The following is a 17988-nucleotide window of genomic DNA, read 5'->3' on the forward strand; positions in this document are numbered from 1 at the left end:
TCCTCCTAATCTGCCGAATGACTATCAATCTATTCCCAAAACATGCTTAATAGTTTTTTCATTTTGCTCGGTTTGTTGTGTTCGGCTTGTGTTTTTTGTTTTGCTTTTGGACGCTGCTGCGCCTCTGGCCGCTGATGATGTTCTTCTTCGTGAGAGACCGCGATTTCCTGCACGGCTTCTTCCGGCATATGAAAGCCTATTTTTCTTCCCTGAATTCTGGCATTTCGGCAGGCAAATTGTATCAAGCCGACACCCGTCATATACTGAGGGTCTCTTACACCGATATAATTCGGGCTTGCAACCCTTACATTGTGCCTCAGCACTTCCTGTGCCAATGAAAGCACTCCGGGCATTGCGGCCTGTCCGCCGGTCAGCACAAAGCCGCCGGGCAGATCTGTAATTCCCATATGCTCAATTTCGGCTGCGGCAATCTCAAGAATCTCTTCCACTCTTGCTTCAATAATATTGGCAATTTCCTGCTGTGTAAAAGATTGCTTTTGATTCGTTCCTATGACGGTGACTTCAAATACTTCATCTTCTGAAGCCTCATCATAGAATGCATGTCCGAATTGTTTTTTTACTCTTTCAGCCTCTTCGGTGGAAGTGCGCAATCCGATCGATACATCTTTCGTGATGTTTTCGCCTCCGAGCGGAATGACGGCTGTCTCCTTCAGGTGCCCCTGTTCAAATACCGCCACCGTCGTCGAGCCGCCTCCGATATCAATCATGGCGACTCCGAGGTTTTTTTCGTCTTTTGACAAAGCCGCCGAACCGGCCGCAAGCGGCTGCAGGCAGATATCAGTAATTTCAACGCCCGCTCTCTCCACACAGCGAAGTAAATTATGTAAGATCGTTTTGGAGCCGGTAATCAGCGTGCCTTCTACTTCCAGGCGCACGCCGAGCATTTTTTTCGGATCGGTAATTTCGTCTCTTCCGTCAACGATAAACTGTTTAGGAACGACGTCAACGATCAGCTGCTCATGCGGAACTGACACGACCTGTGCCGCTTCCATTACCCTGCGGACGTCTTCAACGTGAATTTCTTTGTTTTCACTGGAAACAGCGACAACGCCGTTCGTATCTTGAATATGAATATAATTTCCATTAACGCCGACAATGGCTTTTTTCAGCGGAAAACCTACCATTCTTTCAGCTTGGTCAAACGCTTTTCTTATAGAATGAACGGTTTCATCTATATCAACGATTGAGCCTTTTTTCAACCCTTCAGACGGTACATTTCCCACTCCGATAATGTTAAGGGAATCATCTGTCATTTCTCCGACGATCACTTTTGTATTGGACGTACCGATGTCAAGACTGACGTAAAGTTCATTGTTGTTCATTCTATGGCACCTCCTCACATTTCGATCAAATTCTATTCTATTATTTGCGGAACAACAATACAATGAATGTGGCTTTACAAGTGTGTAACAAAAACAACAGCATCAACAAATTCTTATCTGATTTCTCACAATTTATGTTTAATGAAACTATTCGTTATATTCTATGTATATCCTCTTTTATATCGCATTTTTTTTATTTTTTTTAGAGACGGCCCACCTTACCGTAAGATTTCCTGTCACGGTGCCATAATGTGCAAACCAGATGCAAATATACCCGCTTTCCATTAGTCTACACTAAGATGAACCTCCAGAAAAGCTATAGATATTGCCAGAAACATCCGAAAAAAGAAGAAACAGGAGGAAAATTCCAAATGCAATGCTCATTGCAGAAGACACGCCCATTGCATTGAGAATTTTCCGCTTGTCCGGCAGCCATATCCCGGGCAAAAACAAACATAGTCATAATGATTCCGCTATCGGTTATATCGGCTGCCCCGCTGATTGTAATAGATTCTTTTGAATCACCTTTAAATTAGTTCTTTAGAACTATTAATCATTTTCTTTTTTCTTGGCGGATTTACCTTTGTTAAATTCTTCAAAATACGTAGCGACTTCTAAGTGGATAATCCCCTTTTTCCCGCCGTCCAGCTGGGAAACGATAGAAGGATAGGTCTTCATCCGGCCGGCAAACGTTTTAATAGAAGCGGTAACTACATACCCGTCGTTCATATACAGCTTGATCCGGTCCTGATCCATTTTTACCGGTGTATAATAGATTTCAGAAATCGACTGCTTTAGCGAACCGGAAAGCTTATCAAGCTGCTCCGCCATTTTGACCCGCTTTTTCGCGTTTGTCCAGTCAACCAAAATCGGGCCCGCGTCATCCGGCGTGACTTCGTTCGGCAGCACAGTGCCGTTCTCGAGCACTTCATAATACACATCATGTCGCTGCAGATACGCGATCGTCTTGTATTCTTCAATGTGAATGCTGACTTTGTTAGGAAATACTTTTGAAAGTTCCGCCTTTTTCACCAGCTTATTCTGCTCAATCTTTTCTTCTGTTTGTTTCTTGTTCAGACTCCAGAACTCGGTTTGTCCGTTATGTATATCAGAAAGCGCGTTGATCTCTTTTACAGACACGTTTTCGTTTCCGGAAACGGTGACAGAAGACACTTTGCTGATCGGCATCTGCAAGTACACGATGATCAGCACCATCATAAAAAAAAGCACAATGAATGAAATCAGCCGGCGGTTTGCTTTTTGTTTCCGCTGCTCTTTGATTTTCGGAATCCGCTCTTCAATATTTACGATTTTTTCTCTTTCATGATTTGGGTTCACTGCCTGTCCACCTCACTAAGAATGAAACAGCTTGACATTCGTCTGATTGAAAAACAAACGGCATGCTGTGATGCCGTTTGACATTTGTTAAAAGTATATCACATGAGCTCATGTAATCAGAGAACCTTTTAACGATTCCCTCCGATGATTTCAACTTCTGTATGCATGTCAACATCATACTGCTCACGGATTGTCTTTTTCACATACTCAATCAGGTCGAGAACGTCCTTGGCAGTCGCTCCGCCGGCATTGACGATAAAATTGCCGTGCATTTCGGACACTTTCGCTCCGCCGATCTGATGTCCTTTTAATCCCGCTTTTTCAACGAGGTTTCCGGCATGATTCGGCAGCGGATTTCTGAATATGCTTCCGGCGCATGGGCTTGAATACGGCTGAGTATTTTTTCTGTAATCTTTGTTCTGCTGCATTTGCGCCGTAATGGCTTCCCGTTCCTTCTGCTCAAGCTTAAGAACTGCTTCGAGACAGACACCGGGGCGTTTTTTCTGCAAAACAGACGTTCTGTAGCTGAAATCCATCTCTTCGTTTGTCAGCCATTCGATTGTGCCGTCTTCAAATAAGATACGGGCTTTCACAAGAATCTCACTCATATCAGATCCGTGCGCCCCGGCATTCATATAGACGGCTCCGCCGATTGATCCGGGAATGCCCGCTGCAAATTCGAGACCGGACATTCCTTTTTTACTCATGGAAGTCGCAAGCCGGACGACCGAATAGCCGCCTCCGACCGTCACTTGATCACCGTCAATCTCCAAATGATCCAGACCCGCGCCCAGTTTGATGACAACTCCTCTTATGCCTTCATCAAGCACGAGCAGATTTGAACCGCGGCCGATAACCGTCCATGGCAGATCATGTTTCTTCACAATATCCATAATATCTTTGACCGCTTCCACACGGTTAGGGATGATCAAAATGTCCGCCGGACCGCCGATTTTCATCGTTGTATGGTTCGCGAGCGGTTCTTGTTCCAGCACTTTGCCGACTTCGCGGTCTCTTAATTCCTGAATTACGTTCTCCATCATAAACCTCCGCATTCCATTTGCTCTATTTTTTTATGTCTTCCATGATACTGTACAGTCTGGCTGCCGCATCCGGAACACCGAGTGATTTTGTCCGCTCACTCATGTCTTTTAAGGTTTCTTCATTCATGACGATTTTGTCCAGCGCAGCGATCAGTTTTTCTCCGCTGAGCTCGGTTTCCTTCAGTACGATTGCAGCGTCATGCTGGCTGAGCGCCTTCGCATTGACCTCCTGGTGATTGGCTGTCACATACGGGCTCGGAATAAGCACGCTCGGAATGCCGAGAGCGGTGATCTCCGCAATCGTCGTCGCTCCGGCTCTTGCCACAATGACATCAATTGATTGTAAGTACTCCGGCATTTGGTGCAAAAACGGTTTTGTCACCATATTATCAGCGGCTTTTCCGCCTTTCAGCTCAGCCGTTACCTTCTCGTAATGCACTTCCCCGGTAATATAAAGGACTTGGTAAGGTCTCGTTTTCAATTCTTCCTGCATCTCTATAACGGCACGGTTAATGGGAGCCGCGCCTCTGCTTCCGCCGAAAATGAGCACCGTTTTTTGATTGTCTTTCAGCCCGAACTCAGTTAATGAGCGGCCTGTCTTAATTGAGACGACTTCAGAGGCTCTCGGGTTTCCCGTAAACACAACTTTTTCAGCAGGAAAATGCGATTTTGCCTCTTCAAAGCAAATTGCCACCTTATTAACATATTTCGAGAGAAACTTATTTGTGATGCCGGGCAGGCTGTTTTGCTCATGAATGATCGTCGGAATCCCCATTTTTGCCGCCGCGTATACAACCGGACCGCATACATAGCCGCCTGTACCGATAACGGCATCCGGTTTAAACTCTTTTAAATATGATTTGCTTTTCGTCACGCCTTTTAAGAAACGCATGACGGTTTTTACATTTTCAAAAGAAAGTTTTCGTTTGAAACCTGTAATTTCAATGGCGCGAAACGGAATATTTTCCCGTTCAACAATTTTTTTCTCAAGACCGTTCTCTGTTCCGATATACAAAAATTCCACATCCGGATGCCGGCGCTGAACTTCTTTAATAAAGGCCAGGGCCGGATAAATATGTCCTCCGGTTCCGCCTCCGCTTACTGCAATACGCATTCGTATGTCCCCCTTAATCACATAGCGATAACCCTGTTTTTTAGGACAGGGTTATTGATGTTGTCTGTTTTTTTATAGATAACGAATAAATCATGAGTGATGAGGCAAGATACAGATCAATACCTCGAGTACCGGCTGACATTTAAAAGCACGCCGACCGCTGCGAGCATCAGCGTCAGTGATGAGCCTCCGTAGCTTAAAAACGGCAGCGTAATTCCTGTTACCGGGATCAGCCCCGTCACAACGCCGATATTAATCATGACTTGAATAGCTATCATAGAAATAATACCGATGGCGACAAAGCTTCCGTATAAATCCGGCGCGCCGAGGGCAATCCTGACGCCCCGCCATAATAAAATACTGAACAGCAGCAATATGAGCGAACCGCCGATAAAGCCGAGTTCCTCAGATAAAATAGCAAAAATGAAATCGGTTTGCGGCTCCGGCAGGTAAAAAAACTTTTGCCGGCTTTGGCCCAGCCCCATCCCGAACAGACCGCCCGGACCTACGGCATAGAGCGACTGAATGATCTGAAATCCGCTTCCAAGCGGATCCTCCCACGGGTTTAAGTAAGAGGTAATCCGTTTAATCCGATAAGGAGCGGACAGAACAAGCGCCGCAAATCCGCTTAAACCGATGAGTCCGAGAAACGCGAAATGAGCGATTCGCGCACCGGAAACAAAAATCATCACGATGCACGTGCCCACCATTACCGTCCCCGTTCCCAGGTCGGGCTGGCACATAATAATAATAAATGCAGAAAACACGATTCCGAGCGCGGGAACGAATCCGCGTCTGAATGACGTAATATTCTTCTGTTTTTCAGAAAGAAATTTAGCCAGAAACGCGATCATCGCGAGTTTCATAAACTCCGAAGGCTGAATGCTGAACGCTCCCACTCCGATCCAGCTTCTTGAACCGTTCCGCACCATTCCGACTCCCGGAATCAGCACAAGCACAAGCAGAAAAAAACAAATGATCAGAAGCAGCTTCGACCATGTGCGCCATGTCCAATAATCCACATTCATAATGAAAAACATGGCAATGACGCCGATCCCCGCAAACAGCAGCTGCCGTTTCGCGAAGAAAAACGAGTCGTCAAATTTATAATCCGCCCATACTGCACTTGCACTGTAGACCATAATTAATCCTATTGTTAAAAGCAATAACGTAATGATAACTAATAACAAATCAGGCGCTGTTTTTTTAGTAGTCAAAGCAATCGACACCCCAAGCATAAGTCATTTAGGGCTGCCGATGAACAGAGACAAGCCCTTACTTAAGCATATGCACGGCATCTATAAACATGTCACCGCGTTCTTCAAATGTTTTGAACTGATCCCAGCTTGCACACGCGGGTGACAAGAGGATGACGTCTCCTTCATTTGAGAGCGCAAACGCCGCAGATACTGCTTGTTCAACATTATCGACACGTTTGACATGTTGTATTCCCAGCTCATTGCCCAGTTTTTCTATCTTCGGCGCTGTCTGTCCGAACGTCAGGACCGCTTTGACATTGTCCATATACGGTTTCAGGTCGTCAAAACCGTTGCCGCGGTCCAGTCCGCCTGCAAGCAGAATAACCGGTGCTTTGAATGCGGAGAGCGCTTTGCTTGTGGCCAAAATATTCGTCGCTTTGCTGTCATTATAAAATTTACGATTCTGGATCGCAGTTACATACTGCAGACGGTGTTTGACTCCGGTAAAGCTTGTCAGCACCTTCTGAATCGCTTTATTAGACGCGCCCGCCGTTTTTGCCGCGGCTACAGCGGCCAATATATTTTCTAAATTGTGCGCGCCCGGCAGTACGATGTCATCAACAGGCAGAATCGCTTCATTGCCGAACATCAGCATTCCGTCTTTAATGAATGCGCCGCTTGACAGTTCCTGGTGAACTGAAAACGGAACGGTGCCGGCTTTTCCGCTTTCGGCAAGCCGCACGACTGTTTCATCGCTTTGATTCACGATGGCCGTATCGCTCTCAATCTGATGAAGATACACGTTCTGCTTGGCTTTTTCATAGTTTTCACGGCTGTGATGGTAATCCAAATGAGCGTCGAACACATTTAAAATCAGGCCGATTTCAGGTCTGAACGCATGAGTCCCCATAAGCTGGAACGAAGAAAGCTCTGTGACGATCCATTCATCACCGTCAGCATGATAAGCCACTTCACTGGCGACAGTGCCGATATTCCCTGCGATCAGCGCCTTTATCGAGTCAGCTTTCAGCATTTCATAAATCAGGGTAGTCGTTGTTGTTTTCCCGTTTGAACCTGTAATGCCGATGAATTTTGCATTGGTGATATAATACGCAAGCTCGATTTCCGTCCAGACCGGGATGCCTCTTCTTTGCGCTTCCTCCACCATGATATTTTCATACGGGATTCCGGGATTTTTGATCAGAATGGTGATGTGATGCTGATCAAAAAGTGACGTCGGATGCTCACCGCAGGTGACCTCAATTCCTCTTTCTGAAAGCCTTTGGGCAGGTTCGTTCTCTTCAAAGGCTTTTTGATCATTCACGACGACGTTAACGCCTTTTTCATGAAGAATCGACGCAGCCGCATATCCGCTTTTCGCCAGTCCGAGGACCAGAAAGTTTTGTTTTTGCAAAAAAAGTTCGTTTTCCACTTATAACCACACCTCGATGTAAATTCCTAAAACGGCAAGCAGCAGTCCCGCAGTCCAGAATGTGACGACAACTCTCCATTCAGACCATCCGACCAATTCGTAATGGTGGTGAAGCGGACTCATCTTAAAGATTCGTTTTCCTGTCGTTTTAAAGCTGATGACTTGTAAGATAACAGATAAGGTCTCAATAACAAATACTCCGCCGATAATGACGAGCAGAATTTCAAGCTTCGTCAGAATGGCAACGGTCACGATCGCTCCTCCGAGCGCAAGCGAACCGGTATCCCCCATAAATACCTTGGCGGGATGGGCGTTGAATACAAGAAAACCGAGAACGGCGCCGACAACGGCAACCGAGAAAATCGCAACGTCATATTGTGACTGGTTCCACGCAAGGATGGCGAAAGCGCCGAATGCGATAGCCGCGGTACCGGACAAGAGACCGTCCAGACCGTCTGTCAGGTTGACAGCATTTGAACCTCCGACAAGCATAAAGAGAACGAGGATAAAGTATCCCCAGCCGAGATCGATTGACAGATGTGTGCCCGGCACCCTGATGCCGGTTGAAAAATGGCAATAATGATATACTCCGTAAAATACAATGGCAATAATGATCTGGCCGATCAATTTCTGCTTCGACGTCAATCCGAGATTCCGTTTCATTACTACTTTAATATAGTCATCCAGAAAGCCGAGCAGGCCGTATCCGATCGTGACAAACAGCAGAAGAAACATTTCCGCGCTCAGATGCGAAAATTTCTGCGTCATGACAATCGCCGTAATGGCGATGGATAAGATAATCATGACTCCGCCCATCGTCGGCGTCCCTGATTTTTTCATATGTGATTTCGGCCCCTCTTCCCTGATACTTTGGCCGAATTTTAAACGTCTTAAAAACGGGATAAGAATCGGAGATATCAGAACACTGATTAAAAATCCCATTATTATTGTAAATAAAATCACTTGCTCAAGCATTGCTCTTTTCTCCTCCCGTTTCGTTCAAACGACATACGTATTTATCATATTCACATTGTGTCCCCGTAATTCTTTTCATTTCCCTCATTCTAACACTCTTTCCTGTTTTACTTTTTATTCAGCTCAACAATAGCTCTACCCGCTACTTCGGCGTCATCAAAGTCGAATGTTTCATTGCCGATCTGCTGATAGGTTTCATGCCCTTTCCCGGCAATCAGAACCACATCTCCCTTTTTCGCGTTGGCAATGGCAAAAAAGATAGCCTGCTCGCGGTTTGCGATACTGTGATAGTAGGTGCCTTCTACCCCTCTTTCCATATCTCTTAATATGGCCAGCGGGTCCTCGCTTCTCGGGTTATCTGAAGTGAAAATCGGTTCGTCGGCAATCCGCACCGCAATTTCCGCCATTTTCGGGCGTTTCGTTTTGTCCCGGTCTCCGCCGCATCCGACGACGACGAAAAGCTTGCCCTCTGTCATGTCTTTACATGTATTCAGAACGTTTTCAAGACTGTCAGGCGTGTGCGCGTAATCGACGACCACAGGAAACGGCTGATTATGATTCACCAGTTCAAACCGGCCTCTGACACCTTGAAGCTCTTCAAGAGCGCTTGCGATCGTATCAAACGGCAGTCCCGCTGCGATCGCTGTCGCCGCTGCAGCCAGTACGTTATACACGTTGAAGCGGCCGACGAGTGAAACCGTGATCTGCTTTGTTCCTTTTGGCGTAACGAGTTCAAAGCTTGTGCCTTGCGCAGAGATCTCGATTTGTTTCGCCATGACATCGGCATCGTTCTCGATTCCGTATGTAAGGATGTGCGCCGCCGTCACTTTTTCAAAATAAGCACTGGCTTTGTCATCTGCGTTTAAAACGGCCCGCTTCGGCTTTTCGTGGTTAAAGGAGCCGCCCAGCTGGGAAAACAGGAGGCTTTTAGCCTGTCTGTAGTCTTCCATCGTCTTGTGATAGTCTAAATGGTCCTGCGTCAGGTTCGTGAATACGGCGATATCATAATCGCAGCCGTGAACCCTGCCGAGTGACAGAGCGTGAGAAGACACTTCCATAATAGCTGTGTCAACATGCTCATCATTCATTTTCTTGAACGTTTTTTGCAGTGTGACGCTTTCGGGCGTTGTATTTTTGACCGGGAATGTCTCATCCCCGATTTTAATGTACATCGTTCCGATTAAACCGGTCTGCCTTCCCGCTTTTTTGAAAATCTCATCAACCATGTGCGTCGTTGATGTTTTGCCGTTTGTGCCGGTGATGCCGATAAGCTGAAGCTGCTTTGTCGGCTGCCCATAAAACGCGTCAGAAAGAACGCTGAGCGCCCGCTGTGACCGGCGGACGATAATGACAGGAACATCGACGTCAAGCTCTTTCTCGGCAACGATGGCCGCTGCGCCGTTTTCTGCGGCTTTTTGGGCGAAATCATGTCCGTCTACCGTATACCCTTTTATACATACAAAAAGACTCCCTTTTCTCACTTCCCTGGAGTCCATCTCAATTGAAGTTATGTCAGGGTCATGAAAGTCATTTTGAACAGGTTCGGCCATTAAATATGTAAGCAGCTTTGTAAGTTTCATTGTATCAAACCTCTCAGAAATTCTATTCATTCTTTTATCATGATAACCGTTTATAAAAGTCAGAATGGCTTTTAAACATACAGTTCATATTTTAGCGTAAATAAAAGGATACATCCAGTTAATCTTAAAAGTTATCTTCTTTTTTTCTCTTTATGATAAGAGGCAGCCGAAAACAATCGGCTGCCTCAAAAAGACTCATTCTTCACTCAAGTAAACACGGATCTTTGAGCCTTCTTTTACTTTCGTTCCGGCTGCAGGTGATTGTTTCACAATTTTGCTTCCTTTTCCTGAGGAGTCTATATTCAAATTGACAAGCAGCGACTCAAGATCAGAGACAGACATCCCTACAACATTCGGAACCTCTATTGTTTTTGTGTCGTTCCATTGATATTTTTTCTCGATTTGATTTTTTCGCGGTTTGACGCCGAGCTCAGGCAGACTGTCTCTCATCATATTTCCGACAATCGGCGCGGCGACGGTTCCCCCGAATTGAATCGTACCTTTCGGATTATCAACCGCGACATATACGACAAGGCTCGGGTCATCAGCCGGCGCAAAACCGATAAAGGAGACGATATGGTTGTTTTCGAGATATTTGCCGTCTTTAACCTTTTGTGCGGTACCTGTTTTTCCGCCGACGCGATATCCTTCCACAAAGGCATTCCGCCCCGTTCCCTGAGCGACGACGCTTTCTAAAGCATATCTGATCTGCTTTGACGTTTCCTGGGAAATAACTTGCCTTTTCGCAATCGGCGATTGTTTCTTAACGGTTTTTTTCGTAACGGGATCAACCCACTCTTTGGCGATAAACGGAGTATAAAGCGTTCCGCCGTTTATTGCCGCGGAAACGGCTGCCACCTGCTGAATCGGCGTGACGGAAACCCCTTGTCCGAAAGCGGTTGTCGCCTGTTCGACCGGTCCGACTCTGTCAAGCGGGAATAAGATCCCCGTTCCTTCCCCTTGCAGATCAATGCCTGTTTTCTTTCCAAAGCCGAAGTCCTTAATATATTGAAACAGCTTTTGTTTTCCGAGCCGTTCCCCCAGCTGTACAAACCCGGGGTTGCAGGAATTTTGAACGACTTCAAGATAAGATTGCGAACCGTGGCCGCCCTTTTTCCAGCATCGGAGGCGGGCGCCGTCGACCTCGGCAAATCCTTTGTCATAAAAGTGGTCTCTTTGCAAGTTTACTTTTTGCTCTTGGAGAGCCGCCGCAAGCGTAATAATCTTAAAGGTCGAACCCGGTTCATATGTGCTCCATACCGGCAGGTTCCGGTTGTAAACGGACGGATCCACCGATTGATAGTCAGCCGGATCAAAATCAGGACGGCTTGACATGCCGAGCACTTCCCCGTTTTTCGGATTCATTGCGACCGCAATCATTCCGTCCGGGTTATATTTCGCCGCTGCATTGTCGAGCTCCCTTTCTATAATCGTCTGAACCTTGGCATCAATCGTCAATTTCATATCAAGTCCGTCTTTCGGAGGGTTGTAATCATCCGCTTCATCAGGCATTTTCTTCCCCTTGGCATCCGTATAAAATTTCACAGATCCCTTTACACCTTTTAAGTCATCATCATAATAAGCCTCCAATCCGAGAAGGCCCTGGTTATCAATACCGGCAAAACCGAGAACATGGGACAAAAAGCTTCCGTACGGATAATGGCGGATGCTGTCTTCAGCCACATAAACCCCTTTTAAGTCGAGCGCTTTGATTTCTTTCGCTTTTTTATTGGAAATTTTCCGACCCTCGGGTGAGATTTTTTCTATGGAGGTTTTCTTAGTAATGTGTTTGTAGACCTTCTCTTCCGACATATTTAAAACTGACGCGAGAAGCTTGCCCGTTTTTATGGGATTTTGGATCTGGCGCGGTACGACAAAGACGGTCGGCGCGCTTTTATTAGTAGCCAGCTTCACGCCGTTTCGGTCAAGAATCTCTCCCCGCTCAGGCTCAAACGGCAAATTCCGGCTCCAGGAATCCTTAGCCAGTGAAGTCAGCTTTTCTCCCATCACAAATTGGACATAGCCTAATCTGCTGTCAATGATCAAAAAAATGATTACGCCAAAAAGCAAAACCAGTAATAAACGTTTTCGAACCGTTACATTTGAAACGCGCAAGGGACCGTCCACTCCTTATTTAGGCTTGTTTCAATTTATGCCTCAGCTTGGACACATAGAACGGCGGCGCATAAAAAAGAAGCCCGCGGGCATCCGCGGACTTCTCTGTCCCGTTAATCAGGATTTTTAAATTTCACCTTGATCACGGTATTTTCTTTCAGTTCTTTTCCTTTTTTCACACTTTGGCTTGAAGCGTAACCTTCACCGCTCACATCAATGTGAATGCCTGATACTTTGCTGAATTGAAGCACTTCCCGTCTCGACCATCCGGACATATCCGGCATCGTCATCTTTCCGTCTGTTTTTAAGAAGATTTTCTGATTGGTGATCACATCTTCTCCAGCTGTCGGATACTGCTCTTTTACGGCAACATCGCTGCCGATGACAATCGGTGTGAGATGTTCATTTTTCGCTTCCTTCTCAGCGCTCTTGACCGTCTTATCTGTCAGGTCAGGCATCTTTTGGCTTTTCGTTTCTTCCTGACCGGAATCTGTTTTTTCCGTCGGTTCGATATTCAGGTAGTGGAGGCTGTTTTTCATCGTCGGGTTAAAGATTTCCGCGACAGGATCAGTGCTGCTTTGGCCCGCTTTTAATTGCGGCTGCTGCACGGCTACATAGATGACGAGCTTAGGATCATTTTTCGGCGCCATGCCCATGAATGAAAACACATAGTTGCTCGTTCCCTTTAAATATCCGCCCGTCCCGGCGATTTGCGCGGTTCCCGTTTTACCCGCGACGTCAAATCCTTCAATTTTATAAGGTTTTCCCGTTCCGATGTCTGACGTCACGACTTCTCCGAGCAGGTTCCGGACTTTTTTCGCCGTATCGGCTGAAATCGGCGTGCCTACTTGCTCTGGTTTTGTCTGCTTGACGACTTTTTTCGTATCGGGGTCGACAATATGATCAATGACGTAAGGTTTCATCATTTTGCCGTTATTGGCAATCGCCGTGACGGCCTGAAGCTGCTGGATCGGCGTTATCGCCGATGCTTGGCCGTAAGCCGTAGACGCTTTGTCAAAATCATATTTGTAGTTAATTTTACTTGATACTTCACCGGGCAGATCAATCCCTGTTTTTTGATAGAGCCCGAATTTGTGCAGGTACTCATTAAACCGGTCAAACCCCAGTTTTTCGTTGGCCAGTTTGGCGAAAGCAACATTGGATGACCTCATGAGGCCGTCACGGAAGCTTGTCATACCCCAACCGGCGCCTTCGTTCCAATCTTTAACAGGTTTGCCTCCCACTTTATATGTTCCTGATTTATATTTCTCGTTTGCAGAAAACACATTTTCCTGAATCGCCGCGGCAAGCGTAAAGATCTTCATCGTTGAACCCGGTTCATACGCGTACGACACTAAGTCGTTGTAATAATTGGTGACGTTTCTGATATTCGGGTCGAAACTCGGACGCTGCCCCATCGCAAGCACTTTGCCTGTTTTCGGTTCTACGACAGCCGCCATAATTTTTTTCGGTTTATATTTTTCCGCTACTTTCGTCATGCTGTCTTCTAAAAAGGTTTGAATTTTCTGATCAATGGTTAAATATACATTGTCACCGTTTTTAGGTGCGGTGATTTTTTCTTTGCTGTTCGGAAGTTTCCAGCCGGATTTATCACTTTCGTAAGTGACGGATCCGTCGCGTTCCGTCAGATAGTTATTCAGTATTTTTTCAAGCCCTAAAGAGCCTTGTATCTCGTTTGTTTTTTCATTCACATCGGCATAGCCGAGAACATTTGACAAAAATATGCCGTTCGGATAGTAGCGCTTCGTATCTCTTAAGAAAGAAATACCCGGAAGATTCATTTTTTCGATCTTTTGTTTTTTCGCATAAGAGATATCGCGGCCGGCTGAACCGAATTCCACCTGCTTCGCGCCATCCCTGTTTAAGATGTCCAGAATCTTGCTTTTATCAAGATTGATAACGGTCGCCAGTTTTTCCGCCGTTTTCTCTTTGTCTTTGACATGCTGAGGATGCTTCTTGTCGGTCGTCATCTTTTTATCAAGCACTGCAATGAGCTTATATGTCGCCGTGTCCTCTGCAAGCACTTTGCCGTTCCGGTCAAGAATAGAGCCGCGGCTCGCTTCTATCGTCCGCTTTTTTTCGTGCTGCTCGGTCGCTTTTGTTGCAAGTTCTACACCGTTTGCTTTACCGGTTAATTGAATGTACGCCATTCTCCCGAGAATGACAAAGAAAAAGAGAGCGAAACAAATACTGAGTATCGCTGCTCCTCTGTTCATAAACTTATTTTTTTTCGGCATGGGTTATCATTCCTGTATGTTTTTCACTTTTTTATCTTTCAGATTCAAACCGTGCTTTTTGGCGATATCCATCAGGCGCTGCGGCTGGCTTAAGTCAGCAGCCGTCTTTTCGAGATCACCGATCTGTTTATTCTTCTCAGATACTTTCTCCTCCAGTTTTTGCACCTCAATATTGGATTGGTACGCCGCGTATGCCTTTGATACGATAAACATTGATGTGGAGAGAACGGCAATGGCAAACAGGACGAGCAGCACCTTTTCCCCGAGTGTAATGGAAGCCCTCTTTTTGACAATCACCTTTTTTTCGGGACTTATCACTGGCCGTTGTTGTTTTTCCTGCTGGTAAGCTAAGTTGCTCATAGGCTGATGACCTCCTTTAATGTTGTCATTTGCTGCCCGTTATTTTCGTTTCTCCGCAATGCGGAGCTTCGCTGACCGGGCGCGGTTATTTTCTTCAAGCTCCTCTTTTGATGCCGTAATGGGCTTTCTCGTAATCAGTTTTAATTCCGGTTCAAATTCTTCCGGTATCACGGGAAGACCCGGAGGCAGTTCGGGAAGTGATGATTTTTCCTTGAATGTCGTCTTGCACATTCTGTCTTCCAGCGAGTGAAAAGTGATCACAGACACCCTTCCGCCCGGCTTCAGCACCTCTATCGCTTGCAAGAGGGCCTCTTCAAATACTTGAAGCTCGTCGTTTACGGCGATTCGAATGGCTTGGAATACACGTTTGGCCGGATGACCTCCGCTTCTTCTCGCCGGAGCCGGTATCGCGTCCTTTATTAGATCGACCAGTTGGCCGGTTGTTTGAATAGGCGATTTTTCTCTAGCCTCTTCAATTTTTCGGGCGATCTGCTTGCTGAATTTTTCTTCTCCGTATTTAAAGAAAATCCTCACAAGGTCCTCATACCGCCATTCATTTACGACTTCTTTCGCCGTAAGGGCGGCCGACTGGTCCATCCTCATGTCCAGCGGTGCGTCATGATGATAGCTGAATCCCCGTTCCGGTGTATCAAGCTGCGGAGAGGATACTCCTAAATCAAATAAAATTCCGTCAACACTCGTAATGCCGTGTTCATGTAAACACTCTTTTAAATAACGAAAGTTGCTTTTCACCAGAATAAGCTGTCCTTTGTATTCGGACAATGTTTTCTTTGCGTTTTCAAGTGCTGTGTCATCTTGGTCAAAGGCGATCAAGCGTCCTTTTTCCGATAATTGCTGCAATAAATATGTACTGTGCCCGGCGCCGCCAAGGGTGCAGTCCACATAGGTTCCGTCCGGTTTGATATTTAAACCGTCGACGGTTTCACGAAGAAGTACTGTCTTATGCTGAAACATTTGTGTCGGTCCCACCTTTATCAGGAATGAATTGAATTGTCAGTTGTTGTTGTGATGCACGAAGATCCATTATATATCAAATCCAATCATGTTTTCAGCAATTTCAGCGAATGAATCTTCTTGCTCTTCTGTGTATTGTTCCCATATTACCTTACTCCACAATTCAATTCGATTGGAAACCCCGATGACAACACATTCTTTTTCCAGTTTTGCGTAATTCAGAAGAGATGACGCAATATTAACCCTTCCCTGCTTGTCCAGTTCGCATTCGGTCGCACCGGAAAAAAAGAATCGGGTAAATGCGCGGGCGTCTTTTTTGGTGAGCGGCAGAGCCTTCAGCTTTTCTTCAATCAGCTTCCATTCATTCATCGGATAGCCGAAAAGGCATTGGTCCAGTCCTCTGGTCAGCACAAACTGCTCACCGAGGCCTTCTCTGAATTTTGCGGGTACGATCATGCGGCCCTTTGCATCAACAGTATGCCGGTATTCACCCATAAACATGATAAGGACCCCCACTTTCTCCCCTAAACTCACCACTATCCGCCACTTCTCTCCACAACCTCATTTTACACTGTTTACACATAAAAAAAAACCCTGAACTATTCAGGGTTCTTTAAAACTTTATTTCAAAGTTTGACAATCTGATGTTGGTTTTGAAAAGAAAATGGCAGATGTTTGAAGGTTGTGAAGAATTTTGGACCGTAGCGGTTCAGATAATACATCACATTCCAAATCCGTTCCTGCGGAGCGCCGAGCGGTCTGATGCTGTTTTGGATTCTTTCATAGTCACGCAGCACAAAGCCTTCTTTTTCTTCAATTCTTTTCGTTACCGTCCGTTCTAAAAACAAGAGCTGATCTTGAATGAAAGCGGCATTCTTCTGTAAGAGCGGCTCAAGGCTTGAATCGACCTTCAGCGCTTCGTCCCTTGCGCTTTTATGGACAGCTTCAATCTGCGACTTCGCCTGCTCCATTACAGAAGAAAACTCTTCCGGAATCTGCTCTTCAAAATAATTGTCTTTCAGGTGTCCGGTGCCGTGTTCGATCGCTTCCTGAAGCGGGATATTCCGTTCTGAAAGCTTCTTTTCAATATGGCGCTCAAGAATCGTAATGTTCAGTCTCGGCACTACCGGCGTCATGCGAAAGCCCATTAATGAGAAAGCCTGCTTCAGCTCCCCCCAATAATTGATCTCCCCCGGTCCCGCGATAAACGCCAGAGTCGGGATGAGAAACTCCTGCATAAGCGGCCTTGTCACAACGTTATTGCTGAAACATTCCGGTTTTTCTTCCATATGGGTATGAAGCTCGTCGTTCGTCCACTTCAGGTCAAGCTCTTTAATCATAAAAACGCCGTTTTCTTTTTCAATTAAGAAACGCTCTCCCTCATGTTCGTAAAACAGATTGGCCTGATCTTTGTCCGATTCAATAATCGGGTGATAACCGGCTTCCCGCATAAAACGCTGCTGGTCTGAAACGGCTTTGGCAAGCTCATGATTGTGTTTTAAAATCTGCTGAAACATACCCGTTTCCAGCTTTTTAATCCCCGGATCTCCCGAATTCAACAGAATAAGGCCTTCTTCTTGAAACAAGTCGGCGATCAACAGCTCAAAAAAGTCCGTGAATGTCTCTGATGAGCGTAAACATCGCTTCACGTTTTGAAGGAGTGTGTTTGTGTGATCCGTTTCCTCAAAAGCAGCGAACACTTCATCAATCCAAGCCGCGCATTTTTCCTGATCAAGCTCGGTTTTAGCCGCCGATGTTTTTTTCCAGTACGACTGCGGCAGTTTCTGTTTCACCGGACCTTTATTCTCTGTTGACGTATGCACAAAATTGATTTCTTCCAGATCGTGATCTTCACCCGCCACCCAGAAAATCGGAACGACAGGAATCTGTAACGCCTCTTCCTGCTGTCTGGCAAGTACGATAATGGAGATAATTTTATGTATGGTGTAAAGAGGCCCCGTTAAAAGACCGGCCTGCTGGCCGCCTACAACCGCTGCGCTTTTTGGATCTCTCAGTTTTTCGATGGAGGCCTGCATGGCGGCGGAGTGAAATTTTTCGTGATAGGAGGATAAATAATCCGCTAATTCCTCTCTGGCAAACGGCCGCGAAGACAAGTCATGGAGCCGCTTTTGCCATACGTCCTCTGAATGAATATCATAATCAAAAAATGAAGACATGTTTTCTCCATCTATATAGTGCTGCACAAACTTATTTTGACTTTTGATGGAAAGTTCAGTTAGCTGCATCTGTCTGGAA

Annotated in this window: 14 protein-coding genes; all 14 read right to left on the minus strand. The window is 45.9% G+C overall.

Annotated features, from left to right (window positions below; genetic code table 11):
* Positions 1–29: 29 nt before the first annotated feature.
* The 14 genes from ftsA to bshC all read right to left on the minus strand — a co-directional run bounded on the left by ftsA (position 30) and on the right by bshC (position 17978).
* Positions 30–1343 (minus strand): cell division protein FtsA, encoded by a 1314-nt coding sequence (gene ftsA / locus G9F75_RS09460; RefSeq protein WP_003154425.1) that lies wholly within the window; start codon positions 1341–1343, stop codon positions 30–32.
* Between the two features lie 549 nt (positions 1344–1892).
* Positions 1893–2681 carry a cell division protein FtsQ/DivIB gene (locus G9F75_RS09465; RefSeq protein ID WP_021493717.1) on the minus strand — a complete coding sequence of 263 codons (789 nt, stop codon included), beginning with the start codon at positions 2679–2681 and terminating at the stop codon, positions 1893–1895.
* 128 nt (positions 2682–2809) lie between these two features.
* Positions 2810–3721 (minus strand): UDP-N-acetylmuramate dehydrogenase, encoded by a 912-nt coding sequence (gene murB, locus G9F75_RS09470; protein ID WP_014417720.1) that lies wholly within the window; start codon positions 3719–3721, stop codon positions 2810–2812.
* A 25-nt stretch (positions 3722–3746) separates the two neighbouring features.
* Positions 3747–4838 (minus strand): undecaprenyldiphospho-muramoylpentapeptide beta-N-acetylglucosaminyltransferase, encoded by a 1092-nt coding sequence (murG, locus tag G9F75_RS09475; RefSeq protein WP_063636626.1) that lies wholly within the window; start codon positions 4836–4838, stop codon positions 3747–3749.
* 116 nt (positions 4839–4954) lie between these two features.
* Complete coding sequence (gene spoVE, locus G9F75_RS09480; protein ID WP_003154430.1) at positions 4955–6055, minus strand: stage V sporulation protein E; 1101 nt, start codon at positions 6053–6055, stop codon at positions 4955–4957.
* Between the two features lie 58 nt (positions 6056–6113).
* Positions 6114–7469: a UDP-N-acetylmuramoyl-L-alanine--D-glutamate ligase gene (gene murD / locus G9F75_RS09485; protein ID WP_167409070.1), complete on the minus strand. Its 1356-nt coding sequence runs from the start codon at positions 7467–7469 to the stop codon at positions 6114–6116.
* On the minus strand, positions 7470–8444 hold the full coding sequence (mraY, locus tag G9F75_RS09490; RefSeq protein ID WP_021493718.1) for a phospho-N-acetylmuramoyl-pentapeptide-transferase: 975 nt from the start codon (positions 8442–8444) through the stop codon (positions 7470–7472).
* A gap of 107 nt (positions 8445–8551) precedes the next feature.
* Entirely contained in the window at positions 8552–10024 is a 1473-nt protein-coding gene (locus G9F75_RS09495) for a UDP-N-acetylmuramoyl-L-alanyl-D-glutamate--2,6-diaminopimelate ligase (RefSeq protein ID WP_017417733.1), read from the minus strand.
* Between the two features lie 195 nt (positions 10025–10219).
* Positions 10220–12139, minus strand: a complete 1920-nt coding sequence (locus tag G9F75_RS09500; protein ID WP_014417716.1) for a stage V sporulation protein D — start codon at positions 12137–12139, stop codon at positions 10220–10222.
* A gap of 113 nt (positions 12140–12252) precedes the next feature.
* A complete protein-coding gene (gene pbpB, locus G9F75_RS09505; RefSeq protein WP_167409071.1) occupies positions 12253–14397 on the minus strand; it encodes a penicillin-binding protein 2B in 2145 nt (714 codons plus the stop codon).
* A 6-nt stretch (positions 14398–14403) separates the two neighbouring features.
* On the minus strand, positions 14404–14757 hold the full coding sequence (gene ftsL / locus G9F75_RS09510) for a cell division protein FtsL (RefSeq protein ID WP_003154442.1): 354 nt from the start codon (positions 14755–14757) through the stop codon (positions 14404–14406).
* Between the two features lie 39 nt (positions 14758–14796).
* Positions 14797–15732 carry a 16S rRNA (cytosine(1402)-N(4))-methyltransferase RsmH gene (rsmH, locus tag G9F75_RS09515; RefSeq protein ID WP_007409704.1) on the minus strand — a complete coding sequence of 312 codons (936 nt, stop codon included), beginning with the start codon at positions 15730–15732 and terminating at the stop codon, positions 14797–14799.
* Between the two features lie 69 nt (positions 15733–15801).
* Complete coding sequence (gene mraZ / locus G9F75_RS09520) at positions 15802–16233, minus strand: division/cell wall cluster transcriptional repressor MraZ (RefSeq protein ID WP_007409703.1); 432 nt, start codon at positions 16231–16233, stop codon at positions 15802–15804.
* Positions 16234–16358: 125 nt separating this feature from the next.
* Positions 16359–17978: a bacillithiol biosynthesis cysteine-adding enzyme BshC gene (gene bshC / locus G9F75_RS09525; RefSeq protein ID WP_029973503.1), complete on the minus strand. Its 1620-nt coding sequence runs from the start codon at positions 17976–17978 to the stop codon at positions 16359–16361.
* Between the last annotated feature and the right edge of the window lie 10 nt (positions 17979–17988).

Source organism: Bacillus sp. EKM208B (assembly GCF_011800725.1).
In the GTDB taxonomy this organism is placed as follows: Bacteria; Bacillota; Bacilli; order Bacillales; family Bacillaceae; genus Bacillus; species Bacillus velezensis.

Coding starts and splice junctions, on each gene's coding strand:
- pbpB (WP_167409071.1), bottom strand. CDS start 14,397: ATGCCGAAAAAAAATAAGTTTATGAACAGAGGAGCAGCGATACTCAGT.
- murG (WP_063636626.1), bottom strand. CDS start 4,838: ATGCGTATTGCAGTAAGCGGAGGCGGAACCGGAGGACATATTTATCCG.
- murB (WP_014417720.1), bottom strand. CDS start 3,721: ATGGAGAACGTAATTCAGGAATTAAGAGACCGCGAAGTCGGCAAAGTG.
- ftsL (WP_003154442.1), bottom strand. CDS start 14,757: ATGAGCAACTTAGCTTACCAGCAGGAAAAACAACAACGGCCAGTGATA.
- rsmH (WP_007409704.1), bottom strand. CDS start 15,732: ATGTTTCAGCATAAGACAGTACTTCTTCGTGAAACCGTCGACGGTTTA.
- G9F75_RS09495 (WP_017417733.1), bottom strand. CDS start 10,024: ATGAAACTTACAAAGCTGCTTACATATTTAATGGCCGAACCTGTTCAA.
- ftsA (WP_003154425.1), bottom strand. CDS start 1,343: ATGAACAACAATGAACTTTACGTCAGTCTTGACATCGGTACGTCCAAT.
- bshC (WP_029973503.1), bottom strand. CDS start 17,978: ATGCAGCTAACTGAACTTTCCATCAAAAGTCAAAATAAGTTTGTGCAG.
- mraY (WP_021493718.1), bottom strand. CDS start 8,444: ATGCTTGAGCAAGTGATTTTATTTACAATAATAATGGGATTTTTAATC.
- mraZ (WP_007409703.1), bottom strand. CDS start 16,233: ATGTTTATGGGTGAATACCGGCATACTGTTGATGCAAAGGGCCGCATG.